This window comes from Blautia sp. HCN-20427 (genome assembly GCF_037890365.1).
GTDB lineage: Bacteria > Bacillota > Clostridia > Lachnospirales > Lachnospiraceae > Blautia.
The window spans coordinates 1-17,261 of the sequence record NZ_JBBKBX010000016.1 but is presented as its reverse complement, the minus strand read 5'-3'; the positions used below and the strand labels follow the sequence as shown (position 1 = coordinate 17,261).

Below are 17,261 nucleotides of genomic sequence, written 5' to 3'. Positions count from 1 at the left end.
TGCGGCATGAAACCGCAGTCCCTTTCTACATTATATTCTATCAGTTCTCTGAATTTCCGGAAAACAATTCTTTGATAAAGCTGATAATTTTCTCGAAAAATCCCTGTACCTGCTCCTTATTAATATCCAGCTTCAGTCCCAGGTCTTCAATCTTTCCGTACAAATCTTTTGCCTGTTCTTTTAAAGTATCCACATCCAGATTCAGATTGTCAATCTTCTCCATGAGTTTTACAATGGCCTGACGGTCCTCCTCCGAAAGCTGAATGCTCATTTCCTGAGCCGCCTTGTCCACCACTTCGCCAATCTCCTCGGCCGTAACTGCGTGTCCTTCTACTACCTGCTCCTTGACTGCGCCAATAAGCTGCTCAGCCTTATCCGTGTCTCCTACACTTTCTGCCACTTTTCCGGTAACCACCAGCTCGTTGGTAGCAGTTTCCACATTTTCCGTCTTCACAGCCTCTCCCGTCATGTTCTCATACGACTTGATAGCACCTACTAAAGCTGCTGTACCGGAAATATTAAAGGGACCTGCCACAATAATGTCTGCGTCCTTAATTCCTGCAGTAGCCAATGCATTTTCATACATGCCGGAAGTGCAATAGGTAATGTTTTTCGTTGTTACGTTAATACCATTCCCCTCTTCTTTTCCTTCCACCAGTACGGAAGACAGCGCCCGCGTACCGATAACGCTTTTATCCAGGTAAGAATCCAGATAATCATGCTCATCCTGATTGGTAACGGTTGCCACTGTATAGTTTTTCAATTCATCCTCTGTCACTCCCAGCAGGTTCAACACCGTTGCCCTTTCATTCGCATTCAAATCCGCTCCAAGAGAAACATAAGGTACATTCAGCTTTGCATCTTCCCTGTCTGCATAAGCAGAAAACGGTGTAGCTGCTATCATAAGCCCTGTCAACAGTAACGCAATTCCTCTTTTCTTCATATTCCTGTCTCCTGTTTCATCAAATTTCAAATCTCTGTTTTAAATTTCCACCCCATTATAGCACAAACCTGCAGCAGAAACATCTAAAGTTTATCTAAAGTCTTTCCAAATACTTCTGAAAGGCAGTTTTGTTTACCCTTTAAACAAATTATCCTTGCCCCTGTCTGCCGAACCGTGTATGATAAAAGCAGATAAAATTTTGTACGAAGGAGGCGTCATTATGCCCGTTGTCAATCAGGAAATGATACGGAACACCAACCGACGGCTGGTGCTGGAATATATTGTAAACAATCCCCCCATCTCCCGGGCGGATTTAGCCAAACAACTGCAGCTTACCAAGGCCACCATTTCCAATATTGTGCAGGAACTTTTAGACCGAAACCTGATTCTGGAAATCGGAAGTGCAAAAACCGCCATGGGCCGGAAACCTATTCTGCTGGAATTTCACAAGCACTGCGGCTATGCCCTTGCCATAGACGTGCGTCCCCGGCAGATTATTACTCTAATCACAGATTTAAAAGGGGAAAACTGTCAGGTAACAGAATATCCGTTTTCTTCTGACAAAAACCTTCTGCCGCTGTTGGAAGAAATTATTGCCGGACATATAGAAAACTGCCGGGATACTTCTTATGGAATCGTGGGAATTGCTATTGGTATTTATGGTGTGGTACAAGAAAATCAAATTGTTTTCACACCATACTATCCCCTCCCGGATCCTCATCTGGGGCTGCTGCTTTCAGAAAAATTCAATATTCCCGTTCTTGTGGAGAATGAGTCCAATTTTTCTGTGTTGGGGGAGTCTGCCTTTCACTACGGCTACGAAAACATGATACACATCAACATCCACGACGGTATCGGTATGGGAATTTTGATTAACGAAGAACTCTATAAAGGACATGACGGATATGCCGGAGAGCTGGGGCATACCATTCTCTTTCCCGAAGGAAAACCCTGCGCCTGCGGCAACGAGGGCTGTCTGGAACAGTACGCTTCTGAGAGAGCCATTCTGGAAGAATATGCCTGCAGAACCGGCCGGGAGACAGTAACCGCAGAGGAATTTTTAGAAGATTATCAACAGAAGCTGCCGGAAACCAAAGAAATGATGGATTTGTTTGTAAAGTACATGGCCATTGGCATAAATAATGTAGTAAATACCTTTAACACGGATTTGATTGTGCTAAACAGTTTTTTCTCCAACTGTATTCCCGACATAAACCGGCGAATTGTGGAATATCTCAGCCGTCATCAGAACCGCGACTGCAAAATCATCCCTTCCCGCCTGCAGGATATTTCCTGCTTAATCGGGGGTATCCGGGTGTGTACAGAACATTTTCTGGATATTCGCCACCTGCAGATTCAAACCCTGTCCCCGGATTTGGAGAATTCTTAACATTCATAAATCTTTTGAATTTCGTTCATGAATTCTTCACAACTTCAACACGATTTGAACATATTTACGGGATATACTAATATCATAAAAATAATACAGAGCACATTATTTTTATATTTTCTTTTTCATATGTCGACTCGCAAGAGTCGGCTCTCCTTCCTTTAATATTTATAGAAAAAGCCACCGCAGAAAATGCGGTGGCTTTTGTGTTACCGTAATTTTACAAATGCATTGGCAAGGGCTGCAAAAGCTTCCAGCGTCAGGGCTTCGCCCCGAATACCTTCCGGAAAACCGCAGGCTGCTATGACATTTTGAATTTCTTCTTTTGTAAAGGAGAGTTCCGGCGAATTTTTCAGACCATTTGCCAGCGTTTTCCTTCTCTGATTAAAAGATGCCCGGATAATGCGGAACATCAGTTTTGTATCCTCCACTGCAACCGGCGGTTTCTCATGTCTGGTAAGACGGATAACCGCACTTCCTACCTTTGGTCTCGGCATAAAGCAGTTCGGCGGCACATTTGCCACAATATAAGGCTCGGCATAATACTGCACGGCCAGAGACAGGGCACCGTAATCTTTCGTTCCCGGTCCTACCTGCATACGGTCTGCCACTTCCTTCTGCACCATAACCGTAATAGAGTCAATAGGCACTTCTCCCTCAAACAATCCCATGATAATCGGCGTTGTAATGTAATAGGGCAGATTCGCCACAACTTTAATGGGTTTTCCACCGTTGCGCTCCTCTGCCAGCTTTCTGATGTCTACTTTCAATATATCTTCATTGAGAATCGTTACATTCTCATAATCCTGAAGCGTGTCCTCCAGAATGGGAATTAACGCCTTATCAATTTCTACTGCAAAGACCTCTCTCGCCGCACTGGCCAGATACTGGGTCATGGTCCCGATACCGGGACCAATCTCCAGAACAAAGTCTTCTTTTGTAATCTCTGCAGCATTTACAATTTTATCTAACACATGGGTGTCAATGAGGAAATTCTGCCCGAATTTTTTCTGAAAAACAAATTCATACTTCTGGAGAACTTCTATAGTTCTCTTTGGATTTCCCAGATAAGGGGCTGTCATTTCGTTTCCTCCTGCTTAAATGTCAAAGTCTTTTTCATACAGCATGATTCTGCCGCTTTCGTCCAGATGGCGCTTTCCTACCTTACGGCCAGGTCTTCTGCCCTTTTTGGACGCCCTTCTAATGGCTTCGTCCATCATTTCCCGTACCATACCAATGGCCACCGGGTTTTCTTCATTCTGATTGTCTCCAATCAAGGTGTACAGCGCTAATACCGCCATGTCATCAATTTTATATCCCAGTTCTTTTGCATACGTTTTTGCAAAGGAAACCAGCTCGTCATTGGTAAATACCGGAATCACCACGCGGGAATCAAATTTTTTCATAAATTCCGGATAATCTGCTTCCAGAGCGCGGATACCCGGCTTCAGGTCTTCCAAAATCACAGTCAGACGGTTTGTCTTAAATTCCATAGCCTTGGACAGATTCTCTACGGTTTCGCCACTTAATTTACCTGCGTCCTCTACAACCAGAAATCCTCCTGCCAGAGTATTCACTACTGCTGCAGGGTCTTTCTTATTCAACTGCTCTGCGGTAAGGAACGCAACTCTGGCACCTTCCATTTGGCGTTCTTTGCAGAGTGCTTTAATCAACCCTTCGGAAAGACGTGTCTTACCGGAGCCTTCACGTCCGGTCACAATAATATTGCCGGAACAGGAGGTCTTTGCACACGCAGATTCCTGCGCAGTATCCAGCGCTTCATTAATCTGCTGGCTCATACCCGGAATCGGTGCAAAATAGGTAAAAAGACGTCTGTGCTCTTCTTCTGTCAGATGGTGGCGCATAAGACCTTCCACTGCCGTCTGGAATGCCTGGGAACTATGCTGTCCGCTCGCTTCCACAGACGCTGTCACACGTTTCATGTGTGATTCTTCCTTATTAGGTTTTACCACATCTTCCAGTTCCTGTGCCAGAACTTCTGAGAAATCAAGTTCTCCCAGCTTTTCTTTTACAGCCTCTACCGGAATTTCCTTTGTAGCGCCTTCCGGCACTTCCAGTTCTGCCGGCTCAACAATATCCGGTATTTCGATTGTGCCGGAAACTTCTGCCGCTTTGGACTCCGTCTCGACTTCCTCTACGGCTTCCGCTTCTTCCAGTTCTGGTTCTGTTATGTCCACAACTTCTGGTTCTTCTGATTCTGTTTCGATTTCTACAGCGACTTCTTCTCTTTGCGGCTCTGCTTCCACATTCTCCACAGCTTCTGCTTCTTCCGGCTGTTCCGCTGTATTAGAAGTTTCCTTTGCATTTTCTCCAGCTGCCAGAGCATCAAATTCCTCTGCCTTTTCTGAAAGGGCTGCACTGAGATTTCCTGCCACAATCGCTGCTCTTGCTGCTGCCGGTGCCGGCAGTCCGGTATCCGGAACTGCAGTCTGAACGGCTTCCTCTGGCTTCGGCTGCTCTGCTTCCGCTTCAACTTCATCTGTTTCCGCTGTTTTTGCAGTTTCTTCGGTTCCACCTTCGGGCTGCGTCTCCTCGGCTACTGCCTGTGCCAGTTCATTGGCTGTCTCTGCCAAAAGCGCTTCCAAATCAAATTCCAAATCCTTTGTATCTGTTTTGAAAGCCTCTGTATCTGCGCTCTTAGGCGTAAACATCTGAGATTTCGGCGCTTCTGCCTTGACCTCCATGGTCATAGCCCCACCTACATGGAAAGGTTTAAATCCTGTCTGTCTGTGAATATCTTCCGGCTCTAAGTCCTTAACAATATACTCTTCTTTCTTTTCAGACGGTCTGCTTTCCGGTTCACAGGTAGCCGCGGTTTCTTCCGCTTCCGCTCCGCCCTGGAAAACATCTCTCAGTCCCTGTGCCACTTTATCCTGAAGATTTTCAGGCTGCTGTGGCTTTGCCGTATACATCGGCACTGCTTCCTCTTCTTCGGGAGCCTCCGCAGATACGGCAGGTGTCCCTGCACTTATATCACCAATGGTAATACTCTTTAAAATCTCCTCTATTTCCTTATCCTGACTGCTGCTTAGAGCATTATCAGCCGCTTTTTCCGTTTCCGCTGTCAAAACTGCCGCATTGGCTGCTGCTCCCGCCGGATTCCCTGCTCTGTTAGCTGATGGTTTCAGAAATCTGCTGTCATATTTCTCTTTCTGTGACGTTGTCAGCGGTGCAAACTTCATTTTCAGTTCCATAGCCTTATTCACATAACGGCCTTCACTAAACCACAAAATCAAATCATCGCACTCTTCTACACACGCTTCCGTCATTCCCGCTTTTGCATACAGACGAGCCAGTTCGTAAGCCCAACGCTCTGTATATTCTCGGTCTTTATATTCCTGTAATATGGAAATCTGCTCTTCAATAGGGGAACGTCTTGCCCTGTAAATTTTATACTTCAGGATATAACGGCTGTTGTCATTGGGAGATACTTCCACAAACCGTTTATAATAATCCACAGCCTCGTCAAAGTTTCCCATTTTAATGGAAAGTTCCACCAGTCTGTACAGAACTGTTTTTCCAATAGGCGCTCTCTGGTGAGCAAGAAGAAGCAGTCTACGACTGTCATTATACCTTTTGTTGGCCTCATAAATCTCACCGACCATGCACAAGGTTCTGGCACTGCGAACTCTTCTCCAGTCAATCGTATCAACAATTTTGAGGGCACCCTTGTAGTCTTGTCTGTCGACCAGGTCCGTAATTTCATCAAGTTTTGCCCTGTACTCGTTTTTGTCCAATTTTTTCACCTCTGTAACTTCTTGATTGGTATATAGTTTCAAATATGTATTCTTATCTATAATCTGTTGTTGAGGGTATAAGATTCCATAATTGATTTTAGTTTATCATACTGCGATATAGATGTCAAAGTAAATGATTGGCATATTTTGAAAAGGATTGTGCAACTATAAGTGAAAAAAGTGTTAGATTTCTCAGTATAAAACGCCTATACTGAAACTGTATTTACAAATTTTTTATGTGGGAGGTTGTTATGGATAACAGATACAGAAGAGACCACGAAATGGCATATTTTTCAGACGAATCCGTTACCAGCGAACAGTTGGAAACGAAAAAAGCGGTAAAAGAATACAATGCTGTTATGCCTTTTGATATGAAGAAGGGCATGGACTGCATTGCCCGTACCGGTATAAAACACAAAGAAAATATATATTTTGAGCCGCCTTTCCACTGTGAATACGGAAACCATATTGAGGTAGGCGAAAATTTCTATGCAAATGTTAACTGCATTATGCTGGACGTAGGTAAAATCACTATTGGAGACAATGTGCTCTTTGGTCCCAACGTCTCCATCTACACCGCCGGACACCCCATCCACCCGGAAAGCAGAAATTCCGGCTATGAATACGGAATTCCCGTCACTATTGGCAGCAACGTCTGGATTGGCGGAAGCTGTGTCATTCTCCCTGGTGTTTCTATTGGAAATAATGTGGTAATCGGCGCCGGAAGTGTGGTAACAAAAGATATTCCCGACAATGTATGTGCCGCAGGAAATCCCTGCCGTGTTATCCGGGAAATTACAGACGCTGACAGACCTTTTTACTTTAAAGACCGCAGATTTGACGACGAAGCATGGGCGAAAATCAACAGAAACAAAAAATAGTCCCTTGTAAAATGTTTCTGTAATCTTTCAAAAAGCTGCTGCATAAACAACTATCCGGTATTTACCTGATATGTTTCATACAGCAGCTTTTCTCTTATATTATAATTTCAAACCCTGTTTAGCCCCTGGCAGATACAAAAAGACGTCCCTTGTATTTGCCCAGCACCACAGCCAGGATATTTCCCATAATTCCGCAGGAAATCACTTCACCAATTCCAACCGTAAGCATCATAAACGGAATCGGCAGAACAATGCCGTAAGCATAGCGCAGTACAAAAGGAACAATCACAATGTTTGCCAATATAGGAGGCAGAACTGCGATGATTCTGTGGCATTTTCTAAGCTGGTAAGTACCTACTGCACCAATCAGAGTTGCAATACTTCCGAAAATAATATCCGGCAGAACTGCGCCTCCGGTGATGTTGCCTATAAGACAGCCTACAAACAGTCCCGGAATTGCCGCAGGTGTAAAAATTGGCAGAATTGTCAAAGCTTCTGCTACCCGGACCTGCACTTCCCCAAAGCTGAAAGGTGCAAATATCATAGTCAGCACCACATAGATAGCAGCAATCATGGCTGCCTGGGTTAAAAAGGTTACACTTTTGTTTTTCATATTCTGTTTTCTCCTTTAGTTTTGTTTTACGAGTGGAAGGTCGCGAACACTCGATTAAATTGCCCTATAAGACCTTGTTTTTTATGGGCTTTACAACGATTGGTAGTATAGCATGAAAAACAGAAAAAAGCAAGAACGATACGCCGCCGGGCAACTCTGCCTGTGTCATGCCATCATCCTCCGACAGATAAATAAAATCCATACCGCTTCCCATAATTTTGTAACTCCTTTTTATCAAGGCTTATCATGCATGTTCAGGATTTTTCCTATAAACTCCGGATGTCTTCCATCACGAATAAATACAGGAATCTTCTCCAGCGGTGCGTCTGTGAGAATTTCCTGTCCGCCCTCGAAAATTTCCCCTGTATGAAGATCCGTCCATCTTGCCCCTTTCGGAAGATACACCTTTCTCCACTCCGCGTCTTCGTAGACCATGGGCGCAATTAACAAATCACTGCCATACATATACTGTTCTTTCACATCCCAGGCCTTCTCATCATCCGGAAATTCATAAAACATGGTTCTCATGACAGGACTTCCTTTTATATGTGCCTCTTTCATAAACTCTCTTGTGTAATCTCTCATACATTCTCTGAACGAAATATATTTTTTCAAAATTTTATAAACCGTCTCTCCGAAACTCCATACCTCATTCTCCACCCCGGTGTGACAATTAGGCAGTCCATCACTGCCCGGTAGCATAGATGCAGGCATACGGTCTCCATGAAGCCGCATAACCGGACAGAAAGTCCCATATTCAAACCAACGGACCAACAGCTTCCGAAATCTTTCATCTTTAGGATTTCCTCCTGCAAATCCTCCAATATCTGTAGTCCACCATGGAATTCCTGCTAATCCCATATGAAGCCCTGCACAAATCTGTTTCCGCAAATCTTCATAAGTAGAATGTACATCTCCGGACCACACTAAAGCCCCATATCTCTGGCTTCCCGCCCACGCACAGCGAACTAAATTGACAATATTCTTCTGTCCTTGCTTTTCCATACCCTCATAAAAAGTTCTGGAATACATTTGAGGATAAATATTTCCCACCTGGACATTCGGTCCCATATGGTAACGATAATTCTCAAAATCATAAACTCCGAATTCCGGTTCCGCTTCATCTAACCAGAAAATCCGAATACCGTGGTCATAATAATTCTTCTTACATTTTTCCCACACAAATTTTCTGGCTTCCGGATTTGTCGCATCAAAGAAAAGGCTATCACCCCCAAAGGTCATGGATATGTTTACCCCCATCTCCGGCTTTACCAATAAATTTCTTTCCTTCATTTCTTCAAAGTTTTCGCTTCTTAAGTCAATTTGCGGCCATACAGATACCATCAATTTCACACCCATGGCCTCTAACTCTTTATTCATAGCCTCTGGATCCGGAAAAAACTTCTCATCAAACCGGAAATCCCCCATTCTTGGCCAATGAAAAAAATCTATCACTATGACATCTAAAGGAATATTTCTTTTTTTATATTCCCGAGCCACATTTAAAACCTGTTCCTGATTCCAGTACCGCAGTTTGCACTGCCAGAACCCCAGACCATATTCCGGCATCATAGGCACCTTCCCCGTAGCTTCCGCATAGGCCTCTTCAATCTCGGCAGGGGTATCTCCCGCTGTAATCCAATAATCCAATTGTTTCGTACTGTAGGATTCCCACTGCGTTACGTTTTTCCCAAAAGTCACCTTTCCCACTGCCGGATTATGCCACAAAAAGCCATACCCCCTACTGGATAGCAGAAAAGGCACACTGGCCTGGGAATTTCTATGTGCCAGTTCCAGAGAACAATATTTTAAATCCATGACTTCCTGTTGGTACTGCCCCATTCCAAACAATTTTTCCTCTTCCTGACTTTCAAAACTAACAGTCAGTCTATAATCACCTCCCAGAATCGGTTTGAATTTTCTGGCATAGAGATTCAAAGCCCCATGCCAGCCCTGCTCCTCCAAAAGCAGACGGTTCTCCTGGTTATAATAAGCAATCGTACCTGTTTTTGACCAAGGGTCTTCCGTCAAAACCGCCTTGATTTTCCCATTGATAATCACTCCCTGGTGTTGGGTGATTTCCACAACAGCCCCGGCTGCTTTTGTTATAGGAAGCAGGGCATAATCTGTTTCCTGTATATCGCCCATCATAGTACTGCGTACCCGTAAGCTGTTCCTGCCCCAGGGTTCTATTACCATTTTCTCTCCATTAAAGGTCCATATTAACTTATTGTTTGCTCTGCTGATTCGTCCCATAATCCTTCTCCTCACAGTCTTCCTCTGACAATTCTTTCCTTTCACTAAACCGCTTTTCTTATTATCCTTTTACAGCACCAATCATAACTCCCTTTTCAAAGTATTTCTGGATAAATGGATAAACACATAAAATCGGCAAGGTAGATACAATAATTGCGGCATATTTTACCTGTTCTGCAAACATTTGTCCATAACCTCCGGCCCCGGCTCCGGTTCCGTTGGCAAAAGCCTCATTCAAAAGAAGAATACTTCTCAAAACAATCTGTAAGGGGTCATTGTCATTATTGCTGTTAAACATCAAAGCATTAAAGAAATCATTCCAGTGATATACTGCATAGTACAAAATAAGGACTGCAATCACTGCCTTGGAAAGCGGAAGTACCACAGAAAAGAAATATTTAAAGTGAGAACACCCGTCAATGACCGCCGCTTCGTATAAATCATTTGGTATTGAACTTTCAATAAATGTTCTTGCAATAATCAGATTATAAGTATTTACTAACACCATAACAACCAGAATGGTCTTTGTGCTGATTAATCCTAAAGAACTGATTGTCATATAAAGAGGCACCAGGCCTCCGCTGAAAAACATGGTAAATACAAAGTAAAACATAATCTTTCCCCTGCCTTTAAAATCCGGCCTGGATAAAGCATAGGCCGCAGGCATGGTAACCGCCATATTCAAAGCAGTTCCAACTACTACATAAAAGATAGTGTTCAAATACCCCTTCCAAATACGCGTATCTTGAAGAATCTGCTGAAATCCGTAAAAATTAATATCTTTTGGCCAGAAGATTACCTTACCCTGATTTACCAAATTTGAATTGCTGACAGATGCAATAATGACAAACCAAAGAGGATATACGATAATAATAAAAACCACAATACTCAAAATCAGTACCGCCGCATTAAAAATCCGGTCACTCATTGATTTCTCTTTGATTACATTTCTTTTTCCTGACATTTCTATTACCCCCTACATCAATCCGGTTCCTGTCACCTTTTTAGACAGGTGATTGGTTACTATCAAGAACACAAAGTTAATCACCGTATTAAACAAACCAACAGCCGCACCAAAGCTAAACTGAGTGGATTTAATACCCACGGTATATACATAAGTAGAGATAACCTGGGAAGCACCAAGATTCAAGCTGTTCTGCATCAGAAACACTTTATCAAACCCTACATTGAGAATATTTCCCATATTCAGAATCAGCACAATCATAATGGTAGGAAGAATTGCCGGAAGGTCTACATGAAGCATGGTCTGCCAACGGTTCGCACCATCAATTTTGCATGCATCATACAACTGCGTATCCACAGATGACAAAGCTGCAATGAAAATAATACTGTTCCATCCCATGGTCTGCCATACACCAGACAGCACATATACTGGCATAAAGGCTTTTTCTGACCCCATTAAATTGATATTTTCGTTTACCAGATGAATCCCTTTTAAAAATCCATCAATAACACCTGTTCCATCAGCCAGCATAATACGCAGAATTGATACCATAACAACTACTGAAATAAAATAAGGAATGTAAACCGTTGTCTGTACGACCCTTTTCCACTTTTTATTCCGAAGCTGATTAATTACCATGGCAAGAATAATAGGAACCGGAAATCCGACTACAATACTGGCAAAAGCAATGAAAAAGGTGTTTTTTAAAGTTACCAAAAACATAGGACTTTCAAAATATTGTTTGAAATATTTCAGCCCGGCCCACGCCCCTCCGGCAATTCCTTTCGTAAAATCATAATCACGAAAAGCTAATTGAATACCGTACATAGGAACATAACAGAAAATAAAAATGTACAGCATAGCCGGAAACAGCATCACCCACAACTGCCAGTTTTTATAAAAATATTTTTTTGCTTTCATCCTACCTCTCCCTTTCTGTTCAATCCAGAAGAAATACGGAAAGGGCTGCAGCACGCATGGATATGCAGTTTATGCAGCAGCCCTTTTGCTCTTATTCTCCTAAATAATTATCAAATGCATTTTGGCGAATCTTCAATACTTCTTCAAGTCCTGCATCTTTAACACTCTGTACATAAGAATTCCATTCTGCATCAATATCAGCTTCTCCTGTAATCCATAAAGACCACTTGTTATCAATAATATTATTGATATTCGCTTGGTTCATGGCCATTGTATTCTGTTCTTCATCCGTATATTTCATAAAGAGCTGCGGATAATAAATATTTTCGTTATTTTTAGATAATGCCTCTTCATAAACACTTCTCTCATTCAAGGCGTTTTCCATATCCTGAGACATTTCAATCTCCACATCTTCACGGATATACAAAGGTCCAAAATCAGCAAATGTACTGGTCCATTTCCAGGTTCCCGGGTCCATCTCTTCGTCCTGCGGCGGCAGCACTTTATAATGATTATCATCTACTTTTTCCACACATCCATCGGAAATGCCACCAAACAGAACTTCGACGGATTTTGTCTGGTCATAGAAACCATCAATAAATTTCATAGCAGCTTCTTTATCTGCACATTTTGCGCTCATAGCCACACGGTCCGCCTGCATATTCAACTGATCCATATCATAATTCCAGTAAGTTTCATAAGTGCCCGCCTTCACTCCATCATCATAAACCAAAGGAGCTACTGCAATATACTGGTCTGACAAAGTGCCAAATTTATCTGTCTCCTCCCATCCAAAACATGCACCTACCAGAGCTTCTCCATTTTCATTTCCTCTGGATAAAGACTGATAAGCAGAATAGTCATTCGTAATGGCATTTTTGTTAATCAGACCTTCTGAGTACCAACGATTCATTGTCTTAATAAAAGATTTATAGCGTTCATCAATAGCGTAACATTTTACTGTTTTATCTTCTACAAAGTATCCGTCTGTTCCAATGTCTGTAAGCTGGATGCCCAGAGACGGAAGCAGTTTTAACAGAGAATAGGCAGAGTTAAACCAGGCATTGTTTCCGCCATATGCATTGTAGTCTAATGGAATTTCATCACTGGGGTCTCCATTTCCGTTAGCATCTTCTTTTTCAAAGGCTTTTAAGACTTCTTCAAATTCTGAAAACGTAGTAGGAACTTCCAGCCCCAGATTATCCAGCCATGTTTTGTTCAGGAATAATACCGTGTTAGTTTCCGGCCATACGGTCTGCATCTTGGGAATACTGTAGATTTTTCCGTTTCCTGCTGTTGCCAGAACTTTTGTATCCGGAACTTCTGTAAACATTTCCTGTATATTGGGCGCGTTTTCCTCGATTAAAGGAGTCAAATCTTCAAATAATCCTGTATATTTCGTATAATCAGCTGCATTGGTTGCATTAAAAAGCAAATCCGGGATATCTCCGGAAGCAAATCTGGTAGATTTTACAGTTTCCCAATCCTGACGAATCTGTTCCCACTCAATCTCCACACCGGCCTCTTCTTCTAATTTCTGAACCCATTTCATGTCTTCTACATCCTGGGTCGCCGAATGAGATACAAACAATGCTTTTAATTTTGTTTTGCCATCTGCTGTCTTTTCCGGTTCACTGCTGCCGCCTTTACCACAGCCTGCCAGCATGCTCACAACCATAACCCCTGCCAACAACATAGATACTGCTTTTTTCTTCATACCTTTTCCTCGCTTTCCTTAATGTTTAATCTTTTTTCTTTAAATACAACTCATCAAAAATCCGGCACACCCCTTTTTTGCACTGGAACTTCAACCGGACTTTTCCCTCTTCTGAAAAACAACCTTTCTCCAGCGGAATCTCTAAAACCCCAAATTCTTCCTGTTGTTTTGGTACGTCAATATCCTGCTGAAAACCTCCGGAAGCAAAAAGCGTAAAGACGCTTCCCCTATCTCTTCCGGAAAGAGTCATGCATAAAACAGCTCCATCTTTCTCACCCTGCATTTCATAGGAAAACCATCCCTTTTCCCTGCAATACCTGGCCGAATGTCCGTCTACTATATCTGAATCTGTAAATTCTCCCTGAATGTGATGTGCAAGTTCATATTGGTCATTTCCCACCGGGAGTACGTCCAACTGCTCTCGTTTCAGTCTGTATCTTCTTTCTTCCCGCTCTTTAATGGCCTTCAGTTCTTTGGAGCCCTCCGGATAAACCATCCAGTAAATCCCGTAACGCTCCTGATAGCGCAGATAATGAGGAGTAAAAATTAGCGTCTTCTCCTGATTTTCCAAAGTAAACTGCATTTTTCCAGGGGTCTTTTTTAGAAAATATCCGGGATTCCGGTAAAATTCTTCTAAGCTTTCTTTTTTTAACACAATATAATCTGGAAGCAGTATTTCTTTCTGGGGAACCAATACATTCACACCTGTATAAGTCTCTTCCATTTTCTCTTTTCCCATATCCCCGCTCAACACATAAGGCCCGTAGACAAATGCACACGCATGAACATTATCCGGTAAAACCTTACACTCCAGTTCCATCGTATAAGTAATCACAACACTATGTCCTTCTTCCAATCCCCGTTCTAACAATATCCATTCCTTTTCTGTCACAGCCGAAATACCATTTTCCATTATTGCTGGCTGTTGTTTATTCCATTTCGGAATCAGCAGCCGGACTTTTGGCTGCTTCATGACCCGACTATTCTCTGTCACCTGAATCTTTACCTGGTAGGCATTTTCTTTCTGCTCACAGGTAACAGCCAGCTTCACTCCCCCTTCTTTCCAGTAAATCTGACAGTTCTCACAGCGGATGATATACATGGTATCCTCACTTTTATAAGCAGCCCCCTCTGTAAGTTTTGTAAAATTCTCCATACCGCTTCCGGTACAGCACCAAAAGCTGTCATAAGGAGTGCTGTATACTTTGAAATATCCCGAAGCCATGGGCTGGAAATATGTAGTCATTCCTGTTTCCGGATTTTGGGAAGACAAAATAGCATTCAAATATGCATTTTCGTAAAAATCTGCATATTTTCTCTCCAGGGTAATTTCAAAAAGCGCTTTTGAAAGCTTCAGCATATTATAAGTATTGCAGGTTTCACAATTACAGGAGGTTCGTTCCCCATCCAAAATATCCGGTTTCCCAAAATGTTCCCACTCACTGTTCCCCCCTGTCACATAAGAATGATGAGAAACCACCATGTCCCAAAATTTCTCTGCTGCAATCAGATAAAACTTCTCTTCTTCGCCCAACACACAATACCTTTTTAACGCACCCAGCACTTTAGGAATTGTAGTGTTTGCATGGAGACCATTTAGAATATCTTTTCCTTCGTATAATTGCTGAAACAGAGGCATTTCATCAAACTGATGTGCCGCTTTTAAAAACTCTTCTCTCTGTGTAATGCTATACAACTCATACAAACAGTCATTCATGCCGCCGTATTCCACAGCCAGCACCTGTTTACGAACATCTTCTGACCAGCCCAGGCAGCGCCGGGAAATCCATTTTCCCAGATTCTCTGCTACTTTTTTTGCTGTTTCATTTTTCGTATATGTATAAACAGAAAGTAAGCCGCTTAAAATCTTATGCATGGTATACCATGGAACCCAGGCAGGTTTCTTCTGCTCTACCCTGTCAAAAATTTTCTCCGGGCTGGCAAATAAGAAACCGTCCTCTCTCTGACATTCTTCCAACCCCGCAGACATATATATAAGGCGTTCCAATAAATCTTCATCTTTCGTGTATCCATAGGCCTGAGAAACTGCTGTTAAATAATGTCCCAACGTATGTCCCTGAATTTCCGTCACTTCCCAGCCTTGATACCGTTCTTTTTTAGGCGTAAGTCCTGCTGTCTCGTAAAACCCAGCCATAAGCCTGTCACAATCCAGCGAACGTAAATAAATCAATTCCCGCTTGAAGGCATTTTCCTTATATTTCTCTTTTATTTTAACTGTTCCATAGGGAAAATCTCTTACTGCTTTCTTTACTTTGTCACTCACCGCTGCTGCCCCCTCTCTTAAATGTAGGGTCATTATAGCGTTGGATTTCCTTTTCGTAAATATCACTATTTCTCAAAAGGTGTCATTTTGTCACATCTTACTTTTTGAAACCTGACACTTATTCCATTTTGACACTTTTTCTTACCATTTCCTCATTTTCAGTTTTTCTTTGTACTTTCGGCTTATTTTTTGTTACTATTGCATATTTTTCTGTTTTTTATTTTATGTAATGCTCTGTTTTATTTCTATTTTTAGTGTCATTTTGTCAGTTTACAATTTAACCTTTTTCCGTTTACTCTATATTTGGTGTCATAAGGAAACTTGTTATTTATCAAGCCCCATATTATAATGTTTGTATTAAATTGCACAGAAGGAGAGCGAACTATGCATGTATTTGAATTACCATCTAATACTGTTTACGAATATATATTTACGGGCAAATTTCAGGCTCCCTCCCCCCATTGGATACATCAGGAGAGTCCTTTGAAAGATTATGAACTTTTCGTTGTGACTGAAGGTACTCTTTATATTTCCTATCAGGGAGAAGCCTTTACTGTCGAAACAGGAGATTTCCTTCTGCTCCCACCAGGCGGTATCAGAAAGGGGGTTCGCCCTTCAGACTGTTCTTTTTACTGGCTGCACTTTGTTACGGGACAGAATCCTTGCCCAAAGGAAATCCCTGACGCTCTGCTTTTGGCTTACATTGTCACCTCCAGCAAAACAATCCCTGTTCCCAGACATGGCTCTATTCCAAACCTGGAAAAAGTTGTAATCCTCATGAAACAACTCCAGGATGAGGTCAAAAATAATTATCCTGCATGCGGGCTGAATGCCATGACAACCAGTATTCTTATGGAACTTTATGGTCAATATTACATCCGGGCACAAAGGGTCAGCAGCATTAAAGATGTCCAAAAACAGCTTTATTACGATATCGTCGACTATATAAAACTCAATGTGTCAAAAAATTTGAAAGTGGCTGAAATTGCCGCCCATTTTGGCTACAATCAAAAATACCTTTCCCACTTATTCGCTTCTATTACAGGCACTCCTCTGAAGCAGTTTATTCTTTCTATAAAGATTGATGCGGCTAACTTTATGCTTACAGATACCAACAAATCCATTTCTCAAATATCCCGGGAATTGGGTTTTTTAGACAACCACAACTTTACCAGAACTTATAAATCTGTAACTGGACTTTCTCCCTCTGAATACCGCAATACTTTTGCTAAACGAATGTTGTTTGACAAATAACGTCCTTCCGAATTACTTTTCTTTCTCTGTTTCATTCTCGCAAACTCCTCTTGCGCCCATATTTCAAGCCAATGCAAAGACCTTTTGCTTGCATTGGCTTACCGTCGGATATAGAATTTACTTAGACAAACACAACAGGAGAATTTAAATACATCTCGTGTTCTTATTAATCGTGGAAAACGTCCTCACAGCTATTGCAAACGTTATATTTAAATACATCTCATGTTCTTATTAATCGCTTGTGCATACACCGGAAAATCGTACATGGTTTCGATTTAAA

At 42.1% G+C, this 17,261-nt stretch carries 13 protein-coding genes; 3 read left to right on the top strand and 10 right to left on the bottom strand.

Annotation, left to right across the window (positions count from 1 at the left end; translation table 11 throughout):
* Positions 1–40 precede the first annotated feature (40 nt).
* Entirely contained in the window at positions 41–943 is a 903-nt protein-coding gene (locus WKT17_RS10625) for a DUF1002 domain-containing protein (protein WP_173749642.1), read from the bottom strand.
* 220 nt (positions 944–1,163) lie between these two features.
* On the opposite strand from WKT17_RS10625, the gene WKT17_RS10620 reads away from it, so the two are divergent.
* A complete protein-coding gene (locus WKT17_RS10620) occupies positions 1,164–2,333 on the top strand; it encodes an ROK family transcriptional regulator (RefSeq protein WP_291682488.1) in 1,170 nt (389 codons plus the stop codon).
* Between the two features lie 209 nt (positions 2,334–2,542).
* Here WKT17_RS10620 and rsmA read toward each other — a convergent pair whose 3' ends face one another.
* A complete protein-coding gene (rsmA, locus tag WKT17_RS10615; protein WP_291682490.1) occupies positions 2,543–3,415 on the bottom strand; it encodes a 16S rRNA (adenine(1518)-N(6)/adenine(1519)-N(6))-dimethyltransferase RsmA in 873 nt (290 codons plus the stop codon).
* A gap of 15 nt (positions 3,416–3,430) precedes the next feature.
* Entirely contained in the window at positions 3,431–6,100 is a 2,670-nt protein-coding gene (locus tag WKT17_RS10610) for a tetratricopeptide repeat protein (protein WP_173749639.1), read from the bottom strand.
* Positions 6,101–6,342: 242 nt separating this feature from the next.
* On the opposite strand from WKT17_RS10610, the gene WKT17_RS10605 reads away from it, so the two are divergent.
* The gene (locus tag WKT17_RS10605; protein WP_291682493.1) at positions 6,343–6,972 is read left to right on the top strand and encodes a sugar O-acetyltransferase; all 630 of its coding nucleotides are present in this window, start codon (positions 6,343–6,345) and stop codon (positions 6,970–6,972) included.
* Positions 6,973–7,090: 118 nt separating this feature from the next.
* Here the strand turns inward: WKT17_RS10605 and WKT17_RS10600 are convergent, their stop codons facing one another.
* The 7 genes from WKT17_RS10600 to WKT17_RS10570 form a co-directional block, all read right to left on the bottom strand.
* The gene (locus WKT17_RS10600; RefSeq protein WP_291682495.1) at positions 7,091–7,585 is read right to left on the bottom strand and encodes a QueT transporter family protein; all 495 of its coding nucleotides are present in this window, start codon (positions 7,583–7,585) and stop codon (positions 7,091–7,093) included.
* A gap of 64 nt (positions 7,586–7,649) precedes the next feature.
* On the bottom strand, positions 7,650–7,799 hold the full coding sequence (locus WKT17_RS10595) for a hypothetical protein (protein WP_173749636.1): 150 nt from the start codon (positions 7,797–7,799) through the stop codon (positions 7,650–7,652).
* Between the two features lie 20 nt (positions 7,800–7,819).
* On the bottom strand, positions 7,820–9,841 hold the full coding sequence (locus tag WKT17_RS10590) for a glycoside hydrolase family 31 protein (protein WP_173749635.1): 2,022 nt from the start codon (positions 9,839–9,841) through the stop codon (positions 7,820–7,822).
* A 61-nt stretch (positions 9,842–9,902) separates the two neighbouring features.
* Positions 9,903–10,805 carry a carbohydrate ABC transporter permease gene (locus WKT17_RS10585; protein WP_173749634.1) on the bottom strand — a complete coding sequence of 301 codons (903 nt, stop codon included), beginning with the start codon at positions 10,803–10,805 and terminating at the stop codon, positions 9,903–9,905.
* 12 nt (positions 10,806–10,817) lie between these two features.
* Positions 10,818–11,726, bottom strand: coding sequence for an ABC transporter permease (locus tag WKT17_RS10580; RefSeq protein WP_291682499.1), 909 nt, complete (start codon positions 11,724–11,726; stop codon positions 10,818–10,820).
* Positions 11,727–11,817: 91 nt separating this feature from the next.
* Positions 11,818–13,443: an extracellular solute-binding protein gene (locus WKT17_RS10575; protein WP_294580478.1), complete on the bottom strand. Its 1,626-nt coding sequence runs from the start codon at positions 13,441–13,443 to the stop codon at positions 11,818–11,820.
* A 25-nt stretch (positions 13,444–13,468) separates the two neighbouring features.
* Positions 13,469–15,727, bottom strand: a complete 2,259-nt coding sequence (locus WKT17_RS10570) for a beta-L-arabinofuranosidase domain-containing protein (protein WP_173749631.1) — start codon at positions 15,725–15,727, stop codon at positions 13,469–13,471.
* A gap of 483 nt (positions 15,728–16,210) precedes the next feature.
* Here WKT17_RS10570 and WKT17_RS10565 point away from each other — a divergent pair, with 483 nt between their 5' ends.
* Entirely contained in the window at positions 16,211–16,981 is a 771-nt protein-coding gene (locus WKT17_RS10565) for an AraC family transcriptional regulator (protein ID WP_330027151.1), read from the top strand.
* Positions 16,982–17,261: the final 280 nt, after the last annotated feature.